The following is a 24,047-nucleotide window of genomic DNA, read 5'->3' as shown; positions in this document are numbered from 1 at the left end:
CCCCCACCCCTCTAGTTCCACGCTACGTCGTTGGCGACGCGGATTTCCACGCGCCGGTTCTGCCGCCGCCCATCGGGCGTCGTGTTGCTCGCCAGCGGCTGCGCATCGGCAAGACCCGTGCTGGCGATCCGGCTGGCATCGCCCAGCCCGGCGCGTGCGATCGCCTGACCCACCGCCCGCGCCCGCGCCTCCGACAGTTCGAGGTTGGACGGGAACGCCAGCGACCGGATCTGCTGATCGTCGGTATGGCCGGCGATCTTCAACGGCCCCTTGGTCAGGTTTGCCGCCTGTGCCAGCCGACCGAACGTATCGCTCCACGCGCCCGACGGCTCTGCCTGTGCGCTTTCGAACAACCCCTGATTGTTGAGGCGCAGCACGATGTCGTTGCCCTCGCGCAGCACCGCCAGGCGATCGGCCTCCACATCGGGACGCAGGATCGACTGGATCTTTTCGAACGTCGGTGTGGCCGTTTCGGGCGGTGGAGCGGCCGGCGCGACGATCTGCGCGGAGCCGACCGCCTGATCCAGTGCGGTCACCGCCGCTGCGCTCTCGCTCGACAGGCGGAACAGCAGCGCCGAGAAGATCAGCAGCGCCACGACGCCAATCCCGGCCGCGATCGCCCAGAGCGGAACCCGCTGGTGATAGGCGCCGGTTGCGGCCGTCGCCCCGCGCCATTGCGGCGACAGGTCGGCCGGTGGCCGGTCGCGCATACCGCCGATCGCCGCCGCCAGCCGTTGGCGACGTTGCTGCAACAGCGACTGCCCCCGCGGATCGAGCGCCGCGCGCCCCTCGAATCCCAGCGACAGGCACTGGTACAGCAATTCCATCAGCCGCGGTTCGCGCCGCGGGTCCGCTTCCATGCGCTCGGCGAACTGGAACAGCCGATCGCCGCCCTGCACGTCGTTGTGATAGGCGGCCAGCAGGCTGTGTTGCGACCAGGGGCTGTTTGCGCCCCACGGGGTCGACATCACCGCATCGTCCATGAACGCGCACAGGATGTAATGCGCCAGCTGCGCGGTCTTGGGATCGAGGCCCAGCGCCTGCGCACGTTTTCCGAACGCGTCCAGTTCGCGGATCACCAATTGGCGGAGCGCGCCCAAATCGGGGCCGACCGGCATCTGCCGCAACTGGCTGGCGAGGTGGATCAGGCGACCGGCCGCCGCGACCAGCGGTTCGGGTCCATACAGGTCCGGCTCGGCTTCCGCGAAGTCCAGCCGTGCCGGGGCGCCGACGGAAGAGGGCGACGCAGGCGACGACGACGATGATGACGGTGTGTAGGGAGGTGGCGCGTAGGCGGACGGGGGCGTGGCTTGCGATGGCGGCGGCACCGCGCCCGCCGGCATCATGACCGTGCGGTCCTGCGGCGGCCCTCCGCCCGACGGCGGTGCGGCCGAGGCCCCCGGAAAGGGCTGAGCCGCAGCAGGCTGGCCTGGATAGGGCGACGCCGGGTTCGGGGCGGTGCCACCACCCGCCGGCCGGATGATCGTCCGCTCCGTCGGCGGCGGATCGTTGCGCTTGTCGCTCATCGCGGCCTCCCGGTCTGGACTTGACTAGCGGCAGTCTGGATCATGACTGGCTTCCCCGGATCGCCCACATTTCCAGATCGAGATCGGGGATCTCGCCCGCGACGTGCAGCGCCACCGCGCCCGATGTGGCGACCGACTGCCATTGCTCGTGGCGGGTATTGATCGCGAAATAGACGGTGTTCGCGCGGAACGGGATCTGGCGCGGCTCGGCCGGCATCGGGTGGATGTCCGCCCCCGGCAGCTGCCGCATCACCAGATCGCGGATATGCTCCACCGACCCCAGCTTGGCGCGGCGTGGCAGGTTCGCACGCAGCGTCTCCGTGTCGACCGCACCCCTCGCCGCCAGAATGAAGCTGGCCCCCGAAAATAGCGAGCGGTCGGTGATCTGGCCGACGCGGATGCCGTACTGGCGCAGTTCCAGCGGGATCGCGACCGCGCTCTGCTCGAACACCGCTGACAGCGAGCGGCGGAGGTCGGCCATCACCGCATCGAAGCACACGCGCAAATCGCGATGCTGGTAGAGCGGCATGAAATTAGGCCGGTTGCCAGCCGCCGTCATCGTCGCGATCTCCGCCGCCAAGACGCACAGCGCGCCGTAGAAATCGGCCGGGTGTACGCTGGGCAGCGCCGCCAGATGCTTTACCATCGCCTCGCCGCGATTGACCGCGATCAGCATCATGAAATCGGTGATGTCGGCGACGCCCTTCGACCCCGGCGTCCCCAGTCGCCCCGCGATCGCCTCGCCGCGCTGGTGGAGCATTCCCTCCAGCTCGGACAGGAAGCCGCTCAGCGTCGGGCTGGCACCGGTCGCGAGCACCGTCGGGATGAACCCATCGTCGAGCACCACAGAGTCGTCCGATCGCCGCTCGACGATGCGCGCGATCGGGATCGTGGCATAACCGCCCAATCCCTCCCCTTCATGCCGCAACGTCAGTTGCAGCCGGCCAACGTTCAGCGCCACACGCGTCGGCGCACCATAGACGGCATCGGCAGCCTCGAACTCCTCGGCCATGAAGCGCGTCTCCGCACGGGCGGAAGGGTCGAGCGCGACATCGGCGGTGCCGGGCCGCGACAGCGGGATACAGAGGTGAACGTTGGTGTCGCGCAGGTCCCGGGACACCTCCAGCGGCATCGGTGCCGCCGCGCCGTCCGGAACATGGAACGGCGTGCCGTCATCGAAGACACCCGTCGCGCGTGCCAGCGCGATCTTGCCCGTCTTCAGCAGGCCGTCGTCGATCCGCAGCGAGGCCAGCCCCCATGCGTGTGACACGAGCGGCGCGACCCTCGCCTCCAGCTGTGCCGATGTAAATCGCTCGAATTGCTGGAAATGCTGCGGACGCAGGAACATGCCTTCCGACCAGACCGGCTTGTTCTCCCAGCTCACTCCACCACCCCCCACAGGTTTTCGCTTCGTCGTATTCTTACCCGGCGCCGTTCAGAAACGCCTCGTACCCCTCGCGAAACGCGACGCTCATGATGCTGTTGACGTTGGAAGTGGCATCTTTGCGCAACGCGTCGAAGACTGCCTGATACACCGTCCACGGATTAACGCCACGACCGATCCGCAGGCCCTTCTTCTCTCCGACCGCCTTTTCCATCACGCGCTGGATCTCGTCAGGCGAAAGTCGTTCGAAAACAGCACGCAATGCGTGTTGTACACCGGCCAGCATCGCCAGTTGGTGCTTCTTTACATCCTCGAACGCCGACCGCACCGACTCTTCGGCACCCATGAAGCCGGGCAGCGGATCACCCAGCAGCAACTTGGCGGAATCGAGTGCTGGCAGATGTTTGAGCGGATTGTTACGGCCTAGCCCAAGCTGCGTGCGCTCGACCCGGAACTCGTTCTTGAACGCCGCACGATCCTGAATCAGATCGGACAAGCCGAGCACCACCTGTTTGTAGAGTACGCCCAGACGATGCATCGCATCGGGCGTCGTCCGCAGTTCGGCCGGATCGAGCCCCGCGCCAGCGCAGAACGCTGCCCAGCCCTCGCCGTCCGGTGCAGCCGCCGGAGACCTCGTGGAGGAGTCGATCTGTGCCGACCCTGCCGACGTTACTGCCGGCGACGCGGAAGCGAAGGGGTCCGATGTCGTGGACGGCGCGCGAGCCGGCGGCAAGGCGAACAGGTCGGCGGCTGCCGGTTCGATCGCTGCTGGCTCACCCGACGCGCTCGCGAACGGATCGACGTCTGCCCCAAAGCCGTGGAACGGATCGATGGCTGCTGCTGCGGGCGCCGCTAGCTTGCCCGGTGTGCTGGCAAACGGATCGGCCGTTGCGCCGGAATCGCCGAACGGATCGCCTGCCGCTCGCTCCGGGATCGCGAACGGGTCCGGCGTGCGGGCGACCGGATCGACCTGTGAATCGAACCCGGCGAACGGATCGCTGTTGGCGCGGGGCGCAAAGGGGTCTGCAATACGGTTGCCCGGCGACGTTTGCATCGGGGGCATCGCTAACGGATCGGCCGCAGGTAAAGGTGACGGCGCAAAAACATCCGCGCTCGGCGGGCGACCGGCCGAATGCGAAGGGGGTGAAGCCGCAAACGGGTCCGCTGCGGCGAAGGGGTCGCCTCTGACCGGCGCAAAAGCCTCCATACCGGCGAACGGATCGTCCGCGCGCGCGGGCGCAGCAGCGAGTGGCGCAGCCCAATCCTCCGGGATCGCGAAGTCGCTGGCCGCGGGTACGGGTGCTGACGCCAACATCGGCCGGCTGAACGCATCGGATAGCGGCCCGCCCCAGGGGTCCGCCGCTGCCACCGCTTGCGACCCCCGTGGCGGCGCGAGGAAGTCGTGCATCGCGCTGCCCAGGAACTCGTGCACCTCGGCAGCCGGCGCTCCCGCCCCCCATGGATCGGTGCCGCCGCCATCGAACCAGCTGTCGGGCTGACTGAATGCCGGGGGCGGCGGCGGCGCGGCCGCCGCGAACTGTTGCTGGAGGTTCGCGGCCAGTCCAGCGGCCTCGGTCGTGATCTCGATCGCGTAATCGCCCAGCAACAGCCGATCGTTGACGCGCACGGCCACCGGCATCTGCGGCGCGATCCGCTGGCCGAGGCGATTCAGGTTCACGCCATTGGTGCTGGTGTCCACCACGAACAGGTCGAGGCCGATCACGGAGACGGTGCAGTGCGCGCGCGAGATGTGGCCCGACTGGTCGGCCAGCACCCAATCACACTTCAGCGCGTCGCGGCCGATCCGGATTTCGCCGCTATCGAGCTGGCGTCGGTCGATGAAGGTGCCGGGTGGGTCCGCCTGGCGGGAGAGCAGCAAGGTCCACATGAGGTCGCGCGGTTCGTCCCGTAGTTAGCTGCCGGCGAGGCGGTCGAGCACCGCCGCCTGCGCCTTGCGGCCGACATCGCCGTGCATCAGCGCGACCCCGATGGCAACCAGATCGGCATAGCTCACCCTACCGCGTAGCGCCGGGTCGTGCACCGTGAACAGCAACGCCGTACGCGTCGCGATCCCCGTCAGGTGTGCGGCCGGCGGCACCGGCTGCTGTCCGCGTGGTGCGATCGACGGCCCGGACCAGTGTGCCGCCATCGCCGCCCACCGCGCGGGCGCCGCCACCGCGCAGAACTCCGCTGCGGTGAAGGCACGCTCCGCCGCCTCATCGGCCGTCGTCTGCACCCAGGCTTCGGCGGTTTCGAGCGCGACCCGCTCGGCAGCCCGATCTGCCATACCGGGGATCAGGCGGACTGCCAGGCATGCCCACCAGACGGATTGCCGACGCGGCAGCATCAGCGCCAGTGCGGCTGCGGCATTGGCCTGATCCGGCAGCGCCGTCAACGTCGCGAGCAACGCTTCCGGTCCCGTCGTCGTCGCCAGTGCGTCGAGCCCACGATCGGACAGGCCGCCATGTTCCTGCAATTCCATGCGCTGGAACCGCAGCGGCAACGTCGTCGGGACGGCCGACCGGCCAATGTCGCCGTCGCCCATCAGTTGATCATCACGATGCTGCCCTTCACGGTCATCATTCCCGACGCGGACAGTTCGGTGATCGCCGCCTTCAGCGTAGCCTGTCCGCCAGCCGATGCCGTCAGCACACCCTCCGCCTCGACGGTGATCTTAGCCGCCTTGATGGTGATGCCATCCGGTGCCAGCTTGATGCTGCTGGTACCGACGACGAGTTCGATCTCCTTCAGCGACTCATGCAGGCTCTTCTGGGTGACGGTGACGGTTTGGGTCTTCTGGACCGTCGTCTGCTGAATACCGGTGACGTCGATCTTGCGATCATTCTCGATCTTCATCGTCTGGTCGCGCTGAATCGTTTCCTTCTGATCGCGTTCGACGGTCAGGGTCTGATCCCGCTTGACCGTTCCGGTTTCATCGTTGTCGACCAGCCGCCGGTAATCGCGACCGGTGTACAGATACACCTCCTCGCCACCCGGCTTATCCTCGAACATCAACTCCTGCGTGACGCCGCCGTTCTTGTCGGTGACCGATCGCCAGCCGGTCTGCGTGACCTTGCTCTGCGGGTCGAACGGGTATTTCGCGGACGGCGTGTAGAGCGTGCCTGAAACGAACGGCATATCGGGGTCGCCGTACAGGAAATCGATCACCACGCGGGCACCGATGCGCGGGAAGAATTGCGCGCCATGCGTTCCGCTCGCCCAAGCCTGCTGAACCGGTAGCCAGACGATGTCGGACAACGTGGCGTACTCGCGGCCATGCGTCACCGCGACGGGAATGCGATTGAGATCGTCGACCACCGCCTGCCCTTCGACGGAACCCTTCTTCGAGACGACACCGAGCACAGGTCCGGCGGCGCGACGACGTCCATGCGGCAGCGCCGGACGGAACGGTTTGCTGGCGTCCATGGCCGTAAAGCTGTTGGAGTAGATCGCGTCGCCACCGCCCACCAGCATCCAAGGATCGAAGGCGCTGTGACTGACGGAGGTCAGTACGATCCGGGCCGGCAATGGCCGGTCGGGCCATTCTGCCTTGATCCGACCACCTGCGAAGAACAAATGGTCACGCCCGCTGCCCACGATCGTCTCCGCTGCCTGTGCGTAGCCCTCCCCATGCCGCGCGCCGCGACCGTTGACGTCGCCCGCGGCGACAGCCTCGCCGATCAGGTCCTCGTAACTGTGCGGATACACCCTGCCCCAGTCGCCGACCGCGCTCGCGCTATGGGCGAACGGCGCATCGACCTTGCGTACATCCAGGCCGTGAAAGTCGTGCTTGGACGGCCGGGCGCGGTGAGTGTGAGCCAGGGATGTCAGCTTGCTGCTCTCCGAACCCGGTGTCAGCCGGATGTCGTCGCCGTCGGGCACGTCCAGGTACGATCGCGCCGCGTTACCGACATGCATCGTGTGATGGTACGCTCCGGCGGCTTCCGCATAGGTAAAAAAGTAGAAGATGCCGTCCTGCGCCAGCAAGCGCTGGAGAAACTCGAACTCCGTTTCGTCGTAACGAACAGCGTAGGTCTGCTTCGGTGGTGCCGGACTAAGACTGATGTCGGTTGCCAGACCGGGAACGTCGGCCACCATCGCGTCGAAAATCTCGAGTGCGCTCTTGTCCTGAATGAAATGCGTCGCGCGCGCATAGGCGGTCGCATGATAGGCAGGACGCACGCGAACGTGGATCCGGAACTGACCGTGGTCGGTACTGCTGATATCCGTTTCGAAGATGCGTCCGGCGAACCGGCGTTCGGCATCGTCCTCGGTGGTGATGTCCCACTCCGCCAACTGACCGATCCAACGGCGGATGTCCCCAGGCGTCTCCCGACAGACCAACTCCAGCCGATAGTCGAACGGCTCCGAGAAAGCCTCGCGACCCTCGAACCGCAAAAGCGAAAGCGACGCGAGGTCAACGCCCGCCATCGCGTGCAGATTGAGCAGATGATCTGCCATAGTGAGTCCGCGAAAAGAAGCGGTGCGCCACCGGGGCGCACCGCTCCAACGGGCTTAGCCCAACTTGGCTGCGACGAGATCGTAGATCAGGTGCGTCGCCGTACCCTTGTTGTCCTCGTCCCGATCGCTGAACGACTGATCGAACTTGCCGATGTTCAGCGTCAGCGACTCATGCGGCATGTCCCCACCACTGGACACCGAGAAACCGGAGACGATGACGTCTTCCAGCTTGATGGTCAGATACGCAACGCTCTCGCCTTCCGAGGTCGCCGCGAAAGAGATCTGCCCCTTCTGCACGACCGTACCTTTGAGCAGGCTCTTGAACAGCAGTTCCGACGACTTGTCGGTCACCTTGGAGAGCGAAATTTCGGAGATCGACGCCTTCGTAGCCGTCCGGTTGCCGTTACCGGCGCGGTCCACAGCGAGGCCAGCGCCCCACTGAAACGAGTTGCATTCAATCTGCTCCTTGAATGCCGCGTCCGTCGCGCTGCCCTTGATGCCTTCCAGTTCGAGATAGATCGCCATTTGATCCTCCTTGGTTCGAGATTGCCGGTCGGCGACATGCCGCCGGTCGTTTCACGCACACCGTCTCGCGCTCACCCGATCAGGTGAGATCGATCACATAATCCTGTTCGCCAACACCACCGGCACTCGCGCCGATATGGATCGCGTTGACCTCGCCACCGTCTGCGCGCAGCGTCAGCACGCGATCGGCAAGATCGGCGAGCAGCCCGCGCTTCAGGATATTCTCGATATTACGGGCGCCGCTCTCCACCTCGGTGCAGCGAGCCACCACCTTGTCGAGGAACGCGTCGTCCCAGTCGAACGTAGCGCCGTAGTTTGCGACCACCCGCTTGCGGATCCGCTCCAGGCTGATGACCACGATTTCGCGCAGGATGTTCGGCTGCAACGGGAAGTAGGGCACCACCGTCGTCCGGCCGAGGAACGCCAGCTTGAAATACGACGTCAGGTCGGGCCGCAGTTCCGCCGCCAGCGCTTCCGGCTCGGGCATCGTCTCGGCATTGCGGCACAGCCGCTCGATCGTCTCGGTGCCGAGGTTCGAAGTCATGATGATGAGCGTGTTCTTGAAGTCGATGTCACGACCCTGACCATCGCGCAGCATGCCCTTGTCGAACACCTGATAGAAGATGTCCTGCACGCCTGGATGCGCCTTCTCCATCTCGTCCAGCAGGATCACGGAATAGGGCTTGCGCCGGACCGCCTCGGTCAGCACGCCGCCCTCGCCGTAACCGACATAGCCGGGCGCGGCACCGACCAGCGTGGAGACTTTATGCTCCTCCTTGAACTCGGTCATGTTGATCGTCGTGACGTTCTGCTCGCCGCCGTACAGCAGTTCTGCCAGCGCCAGCGCCGTCTCCGTCTTGCCGACGCCCGACGTCCCGCAGAACAGGAATACGCCCAGCGGCTTGCGCGGATCGGCCAGACCGGCGCGCGCGGTCTTCACCGTCTGGCCGATAATCTCCAGCGCGTAATCCTGCCCCTTGATCCGCTTCTTCAACTGCTCGGGCACGGTCAGCAGCGACTTGATCTCGTCCGCCACCATGCTGCCGACCGGAATACCGGTCCATCCGGCCAGTACTTCGGCGACGACGGCGCGGTCGACCACGTCGTACACCATCGGCACCTTGCCCTGCACCTCCAGCACCTTCGCCTGCGCATCGCGCAGCAGCTGGATCTTGTCGGCATAGTCCGGCGCATCCGCCGCCAGCCCGTCGATCGCCACGCGCGCGTCGCCTACCGCCTTCACCGCATCGCGCTCTGCGATCCAGCGCGCGGCGGTTTCGTCGCGCTCAACCTCTAGCGCCGCCTTCTTCTCGGCACGCTCGGCCAGCTTCGTGGCGACATCGACGCCCGACCGCCCCTCGCGCTCCAGCATCGACACTTCGGACGCGAGCAACCCCAGTTGCCGCTCCAGATCCTCGACGGCCGGCGGTGTCGCCGCCTGGCTGATACCGACGCGCGCGCACGCCGTATCCAGCAGCGAGATCGCCTTGTCCGGCAACTGCCGTCCGGTGATGTAGCGGTGCGACAGACCCGACGCCGCCTCCAGCGCCTCGCCGAGGATGCGAACCTTGTGATGCTTCTCCAGCACCGGCACGAGGCCGCGCAGCATCGCGACCGCCAGTGCCTCCGCCGGTTCCTCGACCTTCACCACCTGGAAACGGCGGGTCAGCGCCGGATCCTTCTCGAAATACTTTTTGTACTCGGCCCAGGTCGTTGCCGCGATCGTCCGCATCTCGCCGCGTGCCAGCGCCGGCTTCAGCAGGTTCGCCGCATCGTTCTGCCCCTCCGCACCGCCTGCACCGATCAGCGTGTGCGCTTCGTCGATGAAGACGATGATCGGCGTCTGCGAGGACTTCACCTCGTCAATCACCGACTTCAGCCGGTTCTCGAACTCGCCCTTGATTCCCGCCCCCGCCTGCAACAGCCCGAGGTCGAGCGACAGCAACCGCACGTTCTTCAGCGCTTCAGGTACGTCGCCCTGGATGATCCGCAACGCGAACCCCTCGACGACTGCAGTCTTACCGACCCCGGCCTCGCCGGTCAGGATCGGGTTGTTCTGGCGACGCCGTGTCAGAATATCGACGATCTGCCGGATCTCCGGATCGCGACCGAAGATCGGATCGATCTTCCCGTCGCGCGCCTGCTGCGTCAGGTCGATCGTGTATTTGTTCAGCGCTTCCTGGCCGCGCGCGACTCCGCCCGACGCCGCCGGAGCACCGCCGCCGCCGCCAGCCGCCGTTTGCGCCGCTTCCGCCTTGGCCGCTTCTTCGGAGGACGCAGCGATCTGCACCATCGTCGTCCGCAACGTCTCGGTCGGGATGCGCGCGAACTGGCCGCTCGCCTCGCGCGGGATCGCCGACAGATCGTCCGATGTCAGCAACGCCAGCAGCAGATGGCCAGACCGCACGATCCCCGCGCCATGCTCCAGCGACGCGATCAGCCACGCCTCGCGAATCAGCGTCACGATGTTCGGCGCCAGCGCCGGGGCGCGGCCGTTACCCGTCTTGAACCGGTCGATCTGGCGATTGATATCCTGCGTCAGCCGACCTGCATCGACTTCGAAGTGGCTGAGGATGACGGCGATATCGGATGTCTGACGATCGATGAGGCGAAGCAGCCAATGCTCCACCTCGACATTGTAGTTGGTCCGCGACAGCGCGAGGCCGGCGGCACCTTCCAACGTCGTGCGGCAAACCTCATCGAGCTTGCCTACCAAGCTTTTCAGATTGACTTGAGCCAATGTAGATCATCCCCCCCGGCAAGCGCGATTCTACGCCTGCGGCTTTCCCCATGAAATCATTACGCTTCGATCGTCTCGATCGAAAGAATACCCAGGTCTTAACCTTTTCGAATCATCCCCGGCCTATTTCCCCCCGGCCCGGCCCCGCATGCTCGATCGCCGATCAATACTCCAGCGCCCTTGCGCCGACAACAGAGATATTGCAGTCAACCACGGATCGCGAGCGGGACGTTGCAATCGACGAGGATGTCCGTCGAGGACGGATCCAACGCCATCCATGCCGTTCGACCTAGGATCGCCGGGGCATGCGCCACACCCAGTTGTAGCGGTGGCACCTCGCTGGCGGTGATGGCGAGCCGCAGGATCGGGCGGTACTCGATACCCGCGGCCAATCGACACACTTCGCGCACGCGCGTGATCGTCGCGTCGTCCGTGCAAAGCGCGATCAGTTCGGCATGGCCGACGGGTCCGACCTCGATGACGTAATGATGCTGCACGTCGAGGACCGCGGCCCCGATCATCGCAGCATCCGGCACGTGATCGTCGGCACCGTCATGACCGGGAATTTCCAGCCGTTCGCCGCCCAGCCGGGTAAATCGGCCGAACGCTGGCCCACCGATCCGTGACTGTTCTTCCTTGGGCAGCGCCATCCAGACCGGCTCCGCCTGGATCACGCGCAATGGGCGTTTCAACAGGTGCCGCAAAACCGTCTCCACCGATGCGGCGCTTCGGCGTTGATCGCCCAGATGATGCGCAAGCGGCGCAAGCGCCACATCGTCGAGAGCCAGGCGATCGCGCATCGCCGGCGTCGCGAGGCCGGCGAATGCCAGCATCGCACCCGTCGCCGCGTCGCTGCCGCCGCGCCCCGCCCGCTCGTGATCCAGCAACCAGTTGTACTTGCGCGCAATCCGGTAGAAGAACGACAGGGCTCGGTGGTCGAAAAGGTTCAGGAACGCCGCCACCGATCGATCGCGCAATCTCCGTCGCTGAAGCTGTATCTCGCTGTAGAACGGCGGCATCGCCGCCGTCGCGCCGACCAGACCCAGGATGTTTGTCGTTACGCGCGGCTGCCGCCCATCGTCGTCGATCGCCGCCAACTCCGTCGCGACGAGGCCCATGCGGTCCGACGCGACGAAATGCAGCGGCTCCTCCTCGATCGCGGCGTCCTCGCCGAGCGGCGCGCCACGACCTTCGCGCCGCGCTGCCTGCTCGATCAGACGCGCCGCCTGAACCAGCGACGTTCGCGTTGCCCGCGATCGCAAACGCGCCAACGCGGTCATGTCAGGTCGCGCGTACCGACGCGCGCGCGCCACGTCTTCCACAGCCCCGGCTCCCGCCGCAACTTGGCGGACGTCCGCGTAAAGCTGTTGAGTGCGCAGGCGGTCGCCAGAAAGTGCTCGATCACGACGCAGAGCAGGAAGGCGCCGGACCCGGACAACCGCTCGTCATCGATCTCCAGCGTCACATCCACGCCCGCCGCGACGGCGCTATGTCCTCGCAACCGCATCCGCGCGACACCCGGCTCCGACGTCACGCCGACCAGTCGGTCGCGAAGGTGTACGCTCTCCGCCGTATCGACGATGTCGTATAGCGCCAGCACCTCTCGCAGCGCCTGAGCGCCCTTCGTGCCGCCGGACAGGCTGAGATGGTTGAGGGCCATTTGACCGACCAGTTTCCACACCGCGGCGCGGCGCCGGGCGGGTCGTCGGGTCGGTGTCGGCTTGGTCAGGGCGGTGGCGCCGACGAGTCCGGGAACCTGCTCGTCGACCTCCAGTCCCGGCCGGCCGCCACCGAACGGCAGGCGCATCGGCAGATCGCGGTTGGTCACCCTCACCCGCGTCAGCGCGACCGTCGAGTCGTCGCCGATCATCCGCCCGTCCAGGTCGGCGATCGACAGGAAGACGTCGTCGCCGCCCCCGGGAGCGAAGCTTCCGCGTCGCGCCGTCGCGTGGAAGAAACGTCCACGCTCACCGCCGCCGTGAATCGAATGCAACATCGGCGCATCGACCTGTTCGCCCTGCGCATCCTGCAACCGCACCTCGCGAACCGAATGCACCTCCAGCGCGTCGTCGCGCCTGGCATCGGGCACGATCCGGTATTCGATCTCCGTCTGATCGATCTGGATCGGCTCCGACTCCATCTCGAACAGGTTCAGCACGGGCACGGCGAACAGCTCGAAATCCTCCGCCCTGACCACGCGCTCCAACTCGGCCGCCGGTTTGTCGAGGTAGAAGAACAGCTCCAGCCGGCCACCCGAGATGTCGAGCGTCCGAGCCGCCAGCCCGGTGATCTCGACGAACAGATGCTTTTGCGGGAACGCGAAATGCTCCTGCACCACGGCGTACGCGGTCGCCGCGACCTCCGTCTGCGGCAGAAGCAGTTCGTCCCGCTCGAGGCCCATGATCCGCAGGCGCTCTGGCGGCAGCAGCACCGCGCGCGGGTCCGTCGGGCCCGTACCGACGCCGATGCCCAACAGGTTGACCCCAAGTTGCTCGATCAGGATCTGCGCCCGCCGCGCATCGCTCTTGATGAACAGCCGGACGCGATCGAGGCCGAGCGATGCCATTTCGAGGTCGACTACCGTGGTCGTCAGCGCGATCCGGAGGACGCCCTTCGCCTGGGCCACGCCCAGCGCCGGCGCGTCCAGCGGCAACCCGCCCAGCGCCGCCTCCTCGATCCTGAGCGGCAGCAAGGTCGTGTCCCAACACGTGCGATAGCGGCAGGGCTCGCCCGTCACGGGTTCGGTCGTCAGCACGGTGCCCGCCGGTACGACCACCGGCTTGTCCAGCGCCGGTGCCGGCATCAGGCGCGACACGAAGAATGACGGCACCGGCTGGATTAGATGGGGATACAGCGTCAGCAGCAGGGCATCGGACAGTTCCGGAAACTCGTCGTCGATCTTGTGCCGCAGTCGCGCGTTCATGAACGCCACGGACTCGATCAGCCGGCCGATATGGGGGTCTTCGGTCGCATCGCGCGTCAGCCGCAGTCGCGACGCGATCTTGGGATACGCATCCGCAAAAGCACCCGCCGAACTCCGCAGGAAGTTCAGTTCGCGCTGATAATAGGGGATGAGATCGTCGATCATTCGCTATCGTGCCAGATTGACGTCGATCGCGCGATCCGATGGCCGTAGTCGCGCATCGTAGACCACCGCCTCTTCGATCATGTCCAGGACCATGACCGCGCTGATCCTGAAGCGGACCCCGGCCGATGTCGGCGCACCGTCCACCTCCACTTCGACGCGCCGCAGGCGTGGCTCGTGCGTCCGGATGCCCTGCGCGATCATCCGTCGCAGCCGCTCCCGCACCGCTTCGCTGCTGAAGTCTTCGGTGCTGAGATCGGCGAGCCCGAAGCCCAGCACCGTGTCCCCCAGTCCCGGTCGCGAGCCCAGCCATTTGGAATAGGGACGTTTGCCGTTGAGCAAGCCCTCCAGATCGCGTCGCATCCCCAGCTTCACCCGGCGGAAGGCGGCATCGTCGTCGTCCTGCTCCTCGATCGTCTCGTCGGGCGCATCGTCCATCAGGCGATCGAACAGCGACAGCAGCGGCCGCGTCGTGTCGGTCACGCCCCGACCTCCCGCCCGATCTGCGTCGCCAGCCGGAACTCCGACGCGATCTGATCGAGTTGGTAATGGGGCTGGATCGCGATCTCGCAGGCATAGGTGCCGGGCTTGCCGACCACCTCGGTCACGACGACGTTCGCCTGACGCAGCGGATAGCGGACCCGCATCTCCGGACTCGCATCGTCGTTACCCGTGACATAGGCGGACAGCCACGTCTGCAGCAGCCGCTGACACTCGCGCGCATCCGCGTATTTCCCGACCCAGTCGCGGGCGATCACCTTCACGTAATGCGCGAACCGACACACGCACATGATGTAATTCAACATCGCGCTCATCTTCGCGTTCATCCGGGCCGCCTCGTTGTCGTATTCCGGCGGACGATGCAGCGTCGGCAGATTGAGGAACGCCACCGATCCGGTCAGGTGCAACTGGCGCAGACAGATGAACCCGGCGGCATTCAGTGCGACCTCCTGTTCTTCCGAAATCGCGTTCTCGGTCGCGAACCGGGCGACGGTGCCCGGCCGGTCTGGCCGCAGCATCAGCTTGACCGGGCCATCGACGACGCCGCCCTCGTCCGCCGCGATCGCGCCGCGTACGTCCGCCGGCCAGCGATGCTGGCGCATCGCGCGCGCCGCCACGCGAGCCAGACCGAAGCCGCCGCCGATCCACAACAGGTCGGCGGGACCGGCGACCGCCTCGTCATAGACGAAGCCCAGCCGCGGCATCGACCGCCCGCGATAAGGTTGGCGCATCAGCAGGCGGGGCACCACCGCACCGATGAAGCGGCAGTCATTCTCTCCTCGCAGACGCTCGTATCGCGCCAGTTCCGGTCCGTTCAGGCTGGCGGCGAGATCCTGCCGAAGGTCGATCTCGTCATATCCATCGAGCCCGACCATACGCGGATCGACGCCCAGGATGATCGGACAGAACGCCGCCGCCGCTACCTCGGCCAGACTCGACACGGCGGCGAGATCGTCGACGCGCTCCCGTCCCGATGGCCGATGCCAGAGCGCGTGATCGACGACGAGCATGCCGAACGGCTCGCCGCCCGGCGTCCCGAATTCGCCGCTGTAGATCTTCTCGAACAGGCTGGTCTGGTCGAACGCCACCGCCCGTTCCATGTCGCGGGCGATTTCCGCCCAGCGAGCATCCAGGATGCGCAGCTTCAGGCCGCTGTCGCCGGCCATTCCCTCGACCAGCCAGTGCGTGCCGCGCCAAAGCGCTTCGATTTTCTGAAATCGCGGGTGGTGCAGGATCGCATCGAGTTGCTCGCCCAGGAGCCGATCGACGGCCGCGATCGCCGCACCGGCCCGGCCGACCTGACGGCGGCGTACGACATCTAGCCGGGATCGCTCCGCCCGGTCGGTATCGGGCGACCGTGGAACCGGACGATCCGCGACCTCGCCCTGCTCGACAATGCTGTCGAGCAGGGCTTCGGCTCCAGGGCCGTCCAGTTCCATCGATCCGATCCGATCCGGTCGGATCAGCCGGCCTTGCCCGGAATGCGGGCGACGAGCCGCATCGACGTCGTCAGCTCCTCGAACTGCAACCACGGGCGCAGATGCGCGACCGCGGTGTAGCTGCCCGGAGCGCCCGGCACTTCCTTCACCTCGACCTTGGCCTCGCGCAGCGGATACCTGGCCCGCGACTCCTGACCGGCCCCTTCCGAGGCGTTGACATATTGGCCGATCCAGCGGTTCAGCCACTGCTCGGTATCGCTCGCCTCCATGAAGGAGCCGATCTTGTCCCGCGCCATCACCTTCAGATAATGGGCGAAACGGCTGGTCGCCATGATGTACGGCAGCCGCGCGGAAATGGCGGCGTTCGCCGTCGCCTCCGGCCGATCGTACTTCTTGGGCTTCTGCATCGTCTGCGCACCGAAGAACACGGAAAAATCGGTGTTCTTGTAGTGGCAGAGCGGCAGGAAGCCGAGGTCGGACAGTTCCTTTTCGCGGCGATCGGTGATGCCGATTTCCGTCGGGCACTTCGCATCGAGGTCGCCGTCGTCCGAATGGAAGACGTGCGTCGGCAGGTTCGTCACCTTGCCGCCGCCCTCTGCACCGCGAATCGCCGTGCACCAGCCATATTGGGCATGCGCGTCGGTCAGGCGTGCGGCGAGTGCGTAGGCTGCGTTCATCCACGCATAATCGTCATGCTGCATCGGCTTGGCGTTGCCGTTCGCATCGCGCGGCGCTTCCTCGTAATCGAACGCGTCGACCGCCTTGGTGTCCTTGCCATAGGGCACGCGCGACAGGACCTTCGGCATCGTCAGCGTGACGAAGCGCGCGTCCTCGGTGTTCCGGAAGCTGTTCCACTTGATGTAGTCGGCCGTCTCGAACAGCTGCTTCATGTCCATCGGATTGGCCAGCTCGGTAAAGCTGTCCATGCCGAACACGTTGGCATCCGCCGCCGAGATGAACGGGCAGAAACCCGCCGCCGCGACCGACGAGATGTTGGTCAGCAACTCGACGTCCGACGACGACTTGTTGAAGTAGAAATCGCCGATCAGCGTGGAGAACGGCGCACCGCCCGCCGTGCCGAACTGCTCCTCGTACACCTTCTTGTAGAAATTGCTCTGGTCGAAATCCGTCGCCTTTTCGAGGTCTGCGGCCAGTTCCTTCTTCGTCACGTTCAGCAACTGGACCTTCAGGCCCTCGCCGATCTCGCTGTTCTTGACGAGGTAGTTGAGCCCGCGCCAGCTCCCCTCCAGCGTCTTGAACTTCTCGGCGTGCATGATCGCGGCGAGCTGCTCGGAGATCTGGGCATCGATCTTCGCGATGGCCTCGCGCAGCGTGACCGTCATGTTCTTCTGGAACTGGACGGTGCCGCTCATCGCTTCGTTGGCCAGCGTCCGCATCAGTTCCTCGACGCGGCTCGGCTCGGTCTGCTTGGTGACGCTGATCGCCTGATCGAGCAGGCTCAGGCCCGTCTCCTCGGTCGTGATCGTCTGCGCGCCACCCTGTGTCTGGGTATCGGTATCGGCCATCGTCACTTACTCCTTGGGCGCGTCGGACACGCCGAGCTGCTGCTGCAATTCGGCCAGCGAGCCGTTGTCCTGAAGGATCTTCTCGAGCAGACCTTCGAGCTGCTCGGAGCCGTCGGCCTTCGCCATCAGGTCGCGCAGCGCGTTGCGCGTCTCCATCAGCTTGCGGAGCGGTTCGACCTGCTGGACGATCTGCTCGGGCTCGAAGTCCTCCATCGAGCGGAACTTGAGGTTGACCTCGAATTCCTTGCCGTTCTTCTCGACGGTGTTGTCCACCTTCAGCTTCACGGCCGGTTCGATGCGGGCCATGACCTGGTCGAACTTGTCCTTCTTCAGGTCGACGAACTTGCGCTCCTTGAGCGCCTTCTTGGCGATCGCCGAGTCCCCCGAGAAATCGCCCAGGACGCCGACCACGAAGGGCAGCTCCTTCAGTTCCTGCGCACCTTCGGTTTCGACATCGTAGGTGATGTGCACGCGCGGTTTGCGCACCCGCTTCAGCTTGTCATGTACCGAGTCAGCCATATCCCACCCTCCAAGGCGCGCCGTCGCGCCGTATTACGATCCGGGGCGACATGCCCCGGCGATTACGCTCACTCCGGCGGCGGGCGGATGCCCGAACGCCAGTAAAACAGTTCGCGGCTCGATCCGTCGGGGATCAGTTCGACGAGCAGGTCGTCGAAACTCATCCGCGCCCGACGATCGACATCGCGCAACGCGGAGCCGATCGGCGAAATAGGTTCGTACTTCTCGAAATAGTCGGCGGCGGCGTTGACCGCCCGCAGCGCGTCCTCCCGTCGCGTGATCTTGCCGATCGAGAATGGCGCATTGGCCGCACCCCCGGCTACGACGACCGCATCGTCCCCGGCGGCGCCCGCGACGTGCTCGGGCGGATCCTCGACATCGTTGGCGCTGTCGTCCGGCAGGAGCCGCAACAGCCCCTCCAACCACTCGCGGATCGACCGCAATTCGTCGCTGACGCGCGATGCCGCTGGGAACCGGGGCTTGGTCCGTTCCGAGATGAAACTCACCGTCCGCCGCCACGCCGCCTCCGCCGACGACAGGTGTACGACCGCGATGCGCAGCGGCTTGCCGCCGACCCGCCTCGCCAGCGCCTCGGATGCGGCCATCGCTTCTTCGGCCTGCGCCTGCAGCGATGCGCGCTGTTCCGGCTTCACCGTCTGGGCGGACGCCAGCATCCCCTCGGCCACCACCCGGTCCATGTACCGCAAGGACTCGTCGCCGCCGCCCGCGAGCACGAGGTTGCGCAGGGGACCGATCAGCGTCCCATCCTTGTCGCTACCACCGCCCGAGAGGCCGGAAAGCGGCTGGAATCGAGCTTCTACGCCGTCTTCCTCGTCCTCCGCCGGGTAAAGCCCCTGGTCCCACCATGTTTCGACCAGTTCGGACATGACCATCACGGCCCGGTCGAACCCAGCCAGGCCGTCCCTCCGCGCGCAGGACTCGACCAGGATTGCCATGATCTCAAGGTCTTTGCCGTGTTCTTTCAGGTAATCGACGGCGGTTTCTGCGATCTGGTCCCAGCTCCAATTGTCGCCATCTCCGACATCTTCGCCCATCGCCGCCTTTTGCTCGATGCGGAAGATCGCCTTGCGTTGAAATCGGATTTCTCGAAAGAGATCACCAACTTCGCCCTCATCGGCGCGACCGTCGATACCCGGACCATCAGCGATGGGCGCAAGAATATCAGCGTCGATGCCATCGCCGATGATCACTGAATATTTCCTCCCGCCCCGATGACGACTCGATAGGCCCCCGCCTGCGCCGTTGCACGCGCCTTTTTTGCCTCGACAGCAACTTTCTCGCAAGCATCGTTCGTGCTAGCTCGAACGAATAGCCAGGGAGGGTTGGACCGATGGGGATGCCGGCGTCGCGCCAGACGGATATGCATGTCTGCCCCGCCGCGACGGGGCCCGTGCCCCATGTCGGCGGACCGATCACCGGACCCTGCGTCCCTACCGTGTTGATCGGCAAGCTTCCGGCTGCGGTCATGGGCGATCTCTGCACCTGCGTCGGTCCACCGGACTCGATCATCAAGGGGAGCGCCACGGTGCTGACCGGCAAGAAGCCGCAGGTCCGAATCGGCGACTCCTGCGCGCACGGCGGGGCGATCATCCTCGGGCTGCCGACCGTTCTGGTCGGCGGATGACTCCTCACTCATGAACGATCACGCAGAGGCCGCCGCGCTCAGCCATGTCGGCTGCGTCAGGACCGCCAACGAAGACAGCGTGATGACGCATCCCGGCGGCATTTTCTGGGCCGTGGCGGACGGCATGGGCGGACATGCGCGCGGGGACTGGGCATCACAGACCGTCGCGGCGCGCCTCCACGCCGTGTCGCTCACGGGCGGTCTGGACCATGATTGCGAGGCGATCGCCGACGCGCTCGCCGCCGCCAATGCGGAGGTAGTGGAGGCCGGCCGCGTCGCCGGACGGACGATCGGCACCACGGTCGCCGCGCTATTGCTGGCGGAGGGACGCTGCGCCTGCCTCTGGGTCGGTGACAGTCGCGTCTACCGCCTGCGCGGCGGCATGTTGCGGCAGATGACGCGCGATCACAGCCAGGTCGATCAACTCGTCGCGGCGGGCATCATCCGCCCGGAGGAGGCAGCGGACCACCCGCTGGCCAATGTCGTCACGCGTGCGATCGGCGGGGAACCCGACCTGGCGCTCGACGTGGTCGAGGACGTGGCGGTGGCGGGCGACGTGTTCCTGTTGTGCTCCGACGGGTTGAACAAATGCCTGTCGGATGCCGAGATAGCAGCGCTGCTCGACGCTGCGCCGGCAGCCGCCTGCGACGCGTTGGTCCGCGCGGTGCTGGCACGCGGTGCGCCGGATAATGTCAGCGTGGTGGTGGTCCGCCTGCCGGGCTGAGCCGGCGCACGGGCGGGTCGGCGATCAGCGCGTTGAGATCGCGCAGGCCCTGTACCAGCGCCAATCCGCGCGGTCCGGCGATATAGCGCGGGGCCCAGAGCGGCTGGAACTTCTCCTTGTACGCCCGCAACCCGCGAAAGCCGTAGAGCTTCTCGCCATGCCGGAACAGCAATCCGGCGATCCGCCCCCAGGCAGGCGCGCTCCTTCGGCCATCGATCCCCGACAGGGGTGCGAGACCCAGCGCGAAGCGGCGATAGCCATTCGCCTGCCCCCACAGCATCAGGCTGACGAACAGGAAGTCCATGACGCCGGACGGGGCGGCATCGTCGTGCCGCATCAGGTCCACCGACAGTTCGCTGCGGTCGGCCGTCGCCCAGACGTTGGCGAACGCGACGATCCGGCCGTTCATGCGTGCCACGGCACAGTCGAACTGCACCATATAGGCGGGATCGAACCGGCCGAGGCTGAACCCCTTTTCGCGCTGGCTCTTCGCCATCAACCAGTGATCCGATACCGGCCCGAGCTGCGGCAGCAGCGTAGTAACCTCCGCCGCCGGGACGATGTCGAACGTCACGCCGTCCCGCACCAGCCGCCGGTGCGTCTGGCGGAGCGAGCGCATCGCGCTGCCTTCGAGCGTGAAGGCCGCGAGGTCGACGATCGCCTCCTCCCCGTATTTGACGATCTCCAGACCCATCTCGATCGCAATCTCCAGCGTTCCGGCACCGATCTGGTAGAGCAGCATCCGACCCTGAGCGGCGTCCGCCATCGCGCGCAGCCGCCACAGCAGGTCGGGCCAAGCCGCCCGCGCACCGACCGGATCGGCCATCGCGATCCAGCTTCGCCCGCGCACCTGATACATCACGAACGCGTCGCCGGCGCTCGAGAACAGGAAGCGCTTGTCGCCGGTCAGCGCCAGCATCGCGTCGGTGCGCTCGGCGATTGCGAGCACGGCGGCGACTTCCTCGTCGGATGCCGTCTCGCCGTCGCGCACGGGGGCGGGCAGGAACAGCCGCAGGAACGCCGCCCCGCCCAGCACCACGCCCATGCCCAGACTGGCGCGCAGGAACCGCGACGCGTCGTCGCCCACCGCGAACTGCCACCACAGGCGCTGGCTGTAATCGACATGCTTGTACGCGAAGAACCCCACCCAGATCGCACCGCCGATCACGATCGCGACACTCGCCACGAACGCCGGCGACAGCGGACGCGCAACCAGCGCGGTGCGGCGGTAGAATGCCCCGCGCGTCCATTGCAGCAGCGCCGCGATCGTCAAACAGACAACCGCCTCCTCGTAATCGATGCCCTTGAACAGGCTGAACGCCGCACCCGCCACCAGCAGCGCACGCGCCGCGTGGAAGGCACCGTCGAGCCGCCGGTACAGCCCGGGCGCAATCAGCAGCAGGCCGGTGCCGACCAGACTGGCGGCAAGATGCGATCCTTCGACGAACGGCAACGGCACCCATTCGGTCAGGTCGTGCAGCCGGCCCGGCACCGCGGGCAGCGATCCCGACAGCAGCAGCACCGTACCACCGCCGAAACAGGCCGCACTCAGCAGCGGCGGCGCGATCCCGTCCGCCAGCATCCGCGCGCCCGCCATCGCTTTCGCAGGCAGGCGTCGTCGCCCCTCGTGCCACACCAGCGCGACGATGCCGAGCGCCAGCGGCAACAGGTAATACAGGACGCGGTAGGCGATCAGCGCCGCGAACAAGGCGGTGCGGTCCACCGGCACCGCCGCCAGCACCACCGCCTCGAACACGCCGACGCCACCCGGCACATGGCTGATGAGCGCGACGATGATGGCCAGTGCGTAGGCGAGGACGAAGGAGGGAAGCAGATCGGGGGCCGCGCCGGGGATCAGAACGAACAGCGCCGCCGCCGCCGCCGACAGGTCGAGTGTGGCGATGCCGATCTGCGCCAGCGCTTGGCGGGCGGTCGGCAGGGGTACGCTCCACCCGCGCCACCCGAGCTGTCGCGGCCCCGCAGCGCACAGCGCCACGAACGCCGCCGCGGACATTGCGATACCCGCGCCGATCAGCCGCGTCGCCCATTCCGGCACGACCAGCGACGCGATCGACAGCGGACCGGCGTGCACCAGCAACGCCCCGCCCGCCACGGCCAGCACGCCCATCCAGAAGGTCGCACCCGCGATCGCAACGACGCGCGCCACGTCCGGGCCGTCCAGTCCCGCCGCGGTGTACACGCGGTAGCGGGCCGACCCGCCGGTGATCAGCGCCAGCCCCAGATTGTGGCTGAGCGTATAGCTGGTGAACGACCCCAGCGCCGCCATGCGCCACGGCAGCGGTCGCCCGACGATACGCAGCGCCAGTACGTCGTAGAGCGTCAACGCCAGATAGCTCAGGACGGTCAGCATCAGCGCCGTCACCACCTGCCCTCGCCCGATCCGGTCGAACGCGACGGCGACATCCGCGAGCCGGATCTCGCGCGTCAGATGGTGCAGCGCGACCAGTCCGAGTCCCACGAGCATGACGACCAGCGCCGACGCCAGCCACGCGCGTCGCGCCTTCGCAACCGCAACGATCCGGGTGAGCCGGTCACGCATCGGGCAGATGCTCGACCCGGTGCCAAAGCTGCGACCGGCAGATGAAGCCGCCGATCAGGCACCCCTTCACCTTCAACTGGTTGCGATCGACCAGCGCGATCGTGGACGAGAAGCGCCGGCCCATGTCGGGGACGTAGATCGTGCCCGACCACGTGCCGGCCTTGTCAGGTTCGTAATCCTGGAGCAGCGCGACGCCGATCAACGGGTCGACTCCCTCTTCGCGGGCGTCCTGCTTCGCCTGACCATTGGCCCAGCCGATCCAGCCGCACAGCTTGCTGCCGCAATCGCCCGCGCGCACCACGACGCTGCCGTGCGGGTTCATCCACAGGCCGGCCACCGCATCCGCGGGCCGCTGCGCGACGGCCGGTCCCGCAATCGCAAGCGCCGCCGACGCGACCGCTGTCTTCCACCACATCCCCATCGCTCCCGCTCCGCTTCCGGCCGCCATTGGACCCGGCGGGGTGGCCGCAGGCTGTGGGCGTCCTGAACTTTTGGTCATGTCAGAACGTCCACTCGATACCGGCCGCACCGTTCCACTGGTCGGGGCTGCCCGCATCGGCGACGATCGGTGACCGCGCGTAGCGGCCGAGCAGGCGCTGGTACCCGCCGGTCGCGAACAGCCCCAACCCGTGCGTCAGGTTGCCGGTGATCGCGTGCGCCACCAGCAGGCTGGCGTTCCAGTCCTTCCACCCTGCACGATCGGCCCCATCATAGGCGTCCAGCCCGCTGGCGGCGGCGCCGGCGGCGGAGATGTCGTAATAATAGTCGCCGAAGCCGCGCCCGACCCAGTCGGAGCCCGCCGACAGACTGACATAATCCTTGCGCGACAGCGGCGTCGAATAGCTGACGCTGGGGCTGACGACATAGCTGCGATGGGCGTCGTGCACATCCGCCTGATACGACACGCTGGCGCTGACATTGTCGTAGGGGCTGGTGACGACGCCGGTGCGCTGGATGCCGGCCCATGCCCCGACCTCCCACGCCGACCGCAATTCGCCGAGGCCGGATACCCGCGAGTCCCGAATGCGGCTCGTCCGGTCCAGTCGCAGTGCCGCGATCGGTCCCGCCTGCGCCTTCCACCCGACGCCGCCGCTGCCGCGGATCGCGTCCAGCCACAATGCCGTTCCCTGCGATGCGAACGCCAGGCCATGCACCTGACCCTGTATCGCGATGCCGGGGACGATGCCGTACTGGTCGGACCCGGTATAGCTGGGCACCACCGCCGGGCCGACGCCGATCGTCAGCCGATCGGCACCCGGATCGACCGCGGGTGGCGGCGTGGCGGGGCTGGCGTCCTGCGCCTGCGCACTCGCGGAGAGCAGCGCCAGCACGGCGATAAAGGCAAGAGGTCGGATCATGACGTCCGGGTACGCGCGGTGACCGGTGCGGAAGCTGTCCGCGGGATGACGAAG

19 protein-coding genes are annotated in these 24,047 nt (G+C 66.6%); 2 read left to right on the top strand and 17 right to left on the bottom strand.

Features of this window, described 5'->3' with window-relative positions:
* Nucleotides 1-11: 11 nt before the first annotated feature.
* From icmH to AC0CH8_RS14890, 14 genes are all read right to left on the bottom strand, one after another.
* The gene (gene icmH / locus AC0CH8_RS14955) at nucleotides 12-1,526 is read right to left on the bottom strand and encodes a type IVB secretion system protein IcmH/DotU (RefSeq protein WP_465240582.1); all 1,515 of its coding nucleotides are present in this window, start codon (nucleotides 1,524-1,526) and stop codon (nucleotides 12-14) included.
* Between the two features lie 40 nt (nucleotides 1,527-1,566).
* Nucleotides 1,567-2,910 (bottom strand): type VI secretion system baseplate subunit TssK, encoded by a 1,344-nt coding sequence (tssK, locus tag AC0CH8_RS14950; RefSeq protein WP_465240581.1) that lies wholly within the window; start codon nucleotides 2,908-2,910, stop codon nucleotides 1,567-1,569.
* A 37-nt stretch (nucleotides 2,911-2,947) separates the two neighbouring features.
* Nucleotides 2,948-4,798 carry a type VI secretion system-associated FHA domain protein TagH gene (gene tagH / locus AC0CH8_RS14945; RefSeq protein WP_465240580.1) on the bottom strand — a complete coding sequence of 617 codons (1,851 nt, stop codon included), beginning with the start codon at nucleotides 4,796-4,798 and terminating at the stop codon, nucleotides 2,948-2,950.
* 24 nt (nucleotides 4,799-4,822) lie between these two features.
* Nucleotides 4,823-5,455 carry a DUF6931 family protein gene (locus tag AC0CH8_RS14940; RefSeq protein ID WP_465240579.1) on the bottom strand — a complete coding sequence of 211 codons (633 nt, stop codon included), beginning with the start codon at nucleotides 5,453-5,455 and terminating at the stop codon, nucleotides 4,823-4,825.
* Complete coding sequence (locus tag AC0CH8_RS14935; RefSeq protein ID WP_465240578.1) at nucleotides 5,455-7,371, bottom strand: type VI secretion system Vgr family protein; 1,917 nt, start codon at nucleotides 7,369-7,371, stop codon at nucleotides 5,455-5,457. Before AC0CH8_RS14935 ends, AC0CH8_RS14940 begins: the two co-directional genes overlap by 1 nt.
* Before the next feature lie 54 nt (nucleotides 7,372-7,425).
* The gene (locus tag AC0CH8_RS14930; protein ID WP_465240577.1) at nucleotides 7,426-7,896 is read right to left on the bottom strand and encodes an Hcp family type VI secretion system effector; all 471 of its coding nucleotides are present in this window, start codon (nucleotides 7,894-7,896) and stop codon (nucleotides 7,426-7,428) included.
* Between the two features lie 79 nt (nucleotides 7,897-7,975).
* Nucleotides 7,976-10,612: a type VI secretion system ATPase TssH gene (gene tssH, locus AC0CH8_RS14925; RefSeq protein ID WP_465240576.1), complete on the bottom strand. Its 2,637-nt coding sequence runs from the start codon at nucleotides 10,610-10,612 to the stop codon at nucleotides 7,976-7,978.
* 230 nt (nucleotides 10,613-10,842) lie between these two features.
* On the bottom strand, nucleotides 10,843-11,916 hold the full coding sequence (gene tssG / locus AC0CH8_RS14920) for a type VI secretion system baseplate subunit TssG (RefSeq protein ID WP_465240575.1): 1,074 nt from the start codon (nucleotides 11,914-11,916) through the stop codon (nucleotides 10,843-10,845).
* Nucleotides 11,913-13,724: a type VI secretion system baseplate subunit TssF gene (gene tssF, locus AC0CH8_RS14915; RefSeq protein ID WP_465240574.1), complete on the bottom strand. Its 1,812-nt coding sequence runs from the start codon at nucleotides 13,722-13,724 to the stop codon at nucleotides 11,913-11,915. The genes tssG and tssF overlap by 4 nt, the downstream gene beginning before the upstream one ends.
* Before the next feature lie 3 nt (nucleotides 13,725-13,727).
* A complete protein-coding gene (gene tssE / locus AC0CH8_RS14910) occupies nucleotides 13,728-14,204 on the bottom strand; it encodes a type VI secretion system baseplate subunit TssE (RefSeq protein WP_465240573.1) in 477 nt (158 codons plus the stop codon).
* On the bottom strand, nucleotides 14,201-15,661 hold the full coding sequence (tssC, locus tag AC0CH8_RS14905; protein WP_465240572.1) for a type VI secretion system contractile sheath large subunit: 1,461 nt from the start codon (nucleotides 15,659-15,661) through the stop codon (nucleotides 14,201-14,203). The genes tssE and tssC (AC0CH8_RS14905) overlap by 4 nt, the downstream gene beginning before the upstream one ends.
* Nucleotides 15,662-15,684: 23 nt before the next feature.
* Entirely contained in the window at nucleotides 15,685-17,187 is a 1,503-nt protein-coding gene (gene tssC / locus AC0CH8_RS14900; RefSeq protein WP_465240571.1) for a type VI secretion system contractile sheath large subunit, read from the bottom strand.
* Between the two features lie 6 nt (nucleotides 17,188-17,193).
* Entirely contained in the window at nucleotides 17,194-17,706 is a 513-nt protein-coding gene (gene tssB, locus AC0CH8_RS14895; RefSeq protein WP_204193677.1) for a type VI secretion system contractile sheath small subunit, read from the bottom strand.
* Between the two features lie 68 nt (nucleotides 17,707-17,774).
* Nucleotides 17,775-18,917, bottom strand: coding sequence for a type VI secretion system protein TssA (locus AC0CH8_RS14890; protein WP_465240570.1), 1,143 nt, complete (start codon nucleotides 18,915-18,917; stop codon nucleotides 17,775-17,777).
* Nucleotides 18,918-19,057: 140 nt separating this feature from the next.
* Between AC0CH8_RS14890 and AC0CH8_RS14885 the strand changes: the two genes are divergently transcribed.
* Entirely contained in the window at nucleotides 19,058-19,351 is a 294-nt protein-coding gene (locus AC0CH8_RS14885; protein ID WP_204193681.1) for a PAAR domain-containing protein, read from the top strand.
* A 10-nt stretch (nucleotides 19,352-19,361) separates the two neighbouring features.
* Nucleotides 19,362-20,075: a PP2C family protein-serine/threonine phosphatase gene (locus AC0CH8_RS14880; RefSeq protein WP_465240569.1), complete on the top strand. Its 714-nt coding sequence runs from the start codon at nucleotides 19,362-19,364 to the stop codon at nucleotides 20,073-20,075.
* Here AC0CH8_RS14880 and mprF read toward each other — a convergent pair.
* From mprF to AC0CH8_RS14865, 3 genes are all read right to left on the bottom strand, one after another.
* Nucleotides 20,044-22,635: a bifunctional lysylphosphatidylglycerol flippase/synthetase MprF gene (gene mprF / locus AC0CH8_RS14875; RefSeq protein ID WP_465240568.1), complete on the bottom strand. Its 2,592-nt coding sequence runs from the start codon at nucleotides 22,633-22,635 to the stop codon at nucleotides 20,044-20,046. The genes AC0CH8_RS14880 and mprF overlap by 32 nt on opposite strands.
* Entirely contained in the window at nucleotides 22,628-23,050 is a 423-nt protein-coding gene (locus tag AC0CH8_RS14870) for a DUF2147 domain-containing protein (protein WP_465240567.1), read from the bottom strand. Before AC0CH8_RS14870 ends, mprF begins: the two co-directional genes overlap by 8 nt.
* Before the next feature lie 85 nt (nucleotides 23,051-23,135).
* Nucleotides 23,136-23,993, bottom strand: a complete 858-nt coding sequence (locus AC0CH8_RS14865) for a MipA/OmpV family protein (protein ID WP_465240566.1) — start codon at nucleotides 23,991-23,993, stop codon at nucleotides 23,136-23,138.
* Between the last annotated feature and the right edge of the window lie 54 nt (nucleotides 23,994-24,047).

Source organism: Sphingomonas sp. AC435, assembly GCF_979253005.1.
This window is presented reverse-complemented; position numbering and strand designations above follow the sequence as displayed.

What these genes read in the sequence shown, in the direction of transcription:
- tssF (WP_465240574.1), bottom strand. Translation starts at nt 13,724, where the DNA reads ATGATCGACGATCTCATCCCCTATTATCAGCGCGAACTGAACTTCCTG.
- AC0CH8_RS14930 (WP_465240577.1), bottom strand. Translation starts at nt 7,896, where the DNA reads ATGGCGATCTATCTCGAACTGGAAGGCATCAAGGGCAGCGCGACGGAC.
- AC0CH8_RS14865 (WP_465240566.1), bottom strand. Translation starts at nt 23,993, where the DNA reads ATGATCCGACCTCTTGCCTTTATCGCCGTGCTGGCGCTGCTCTCCGCG.
- AC0CH8_RS14940 (WP_465240579.1), bottom strand. Translation starts at nt 5,455, where the DNA reads ATGGGCGACGGCGACATTGGCCGGTCGGCCGTCCCGACGACGTTGCCG.
- AC0CH8_RS14870 (WP_465240567.1), bottom strand. Translation starts at nt 23,050, where the DNA reads ATGTGGTGGAAGACAGCGGTCGCGTCGGCGGCGCTTGCGATTGCGGGA.
- tssB (WP_204193677.1), bottom strand. Translation starts at nt 17,706, where the DNA reads ATGGCTGACTCGGTACATGACAAGCTGAAGCGGGTGCGCAAACCGCGC.
- tssC (WP_465240572.1), bottom strand. Translation starts at nt 15,661, where the DNA reads ATGGAACTGGACGGCCCTGGAGCCGAAGCCCTGCTCGACAGCATTGTC.
- icmH (WP_465240582.1), bottom strand. Translation starts at nt 1,526, where the DNA reads ATGAGCGACAAGCGCAACGATCCGCCGCCGACGGAGCGGACGATCATC.
- tagH (WP_465240580.1), bottom strand. Translation starts at nt 4,798, where the DNA reads ATGTGGACCTTGCTGCTCTCCCGCCAGGCGGACCCACCCGGCACCTTC.
- AC0CH8_RS14885 (WP_204193681.1), top strand. Translation starts at nt 19,058, where the DNA reads ATGGGGATGCCGGCGTCGCGCCAGACGGATATGCATGTCTGCCCCGCC.
- AC0CH8_RS14880 (WP_465240569.1), top strand. Translation starts at nt 19,362, where the DNA reads ATGAACGATCACGCAGAGGCCGCCGCGCTCAGCCATGTCGGCTGCGTC.
- AC0CH8_RS14935 (WP_465240578.1), bottom strand. Translation starts at nt 7,371, where the DNA reads ATGGCAGATCATCTGCTCAATCTGCACGCGATGGCGGGCGTTGACCTC.
- tssG (WP_465240575.1), bottom strand. Translation starts at nt 11,916, where the DNA reads ATGACCGCGTTGGCGCGTTTGCGATCGCGGGCAACGCGAACGTCGCTG.
- tssC (WP_465240571.1), bottom strand. Translation starts at nt 17,187, where the DNA reads ATGGCCGATACCGATACCCAGACACAGGGTGGCGCGCAGACGATCACG.
- mprF (WP_465240568.1), bottom strand. Translation starts at nt 22,635, where the DNA reads ATGCGTGACCGGCTCACCCGGATCGTTGCGGTTGCGAAGGCGCGACGC.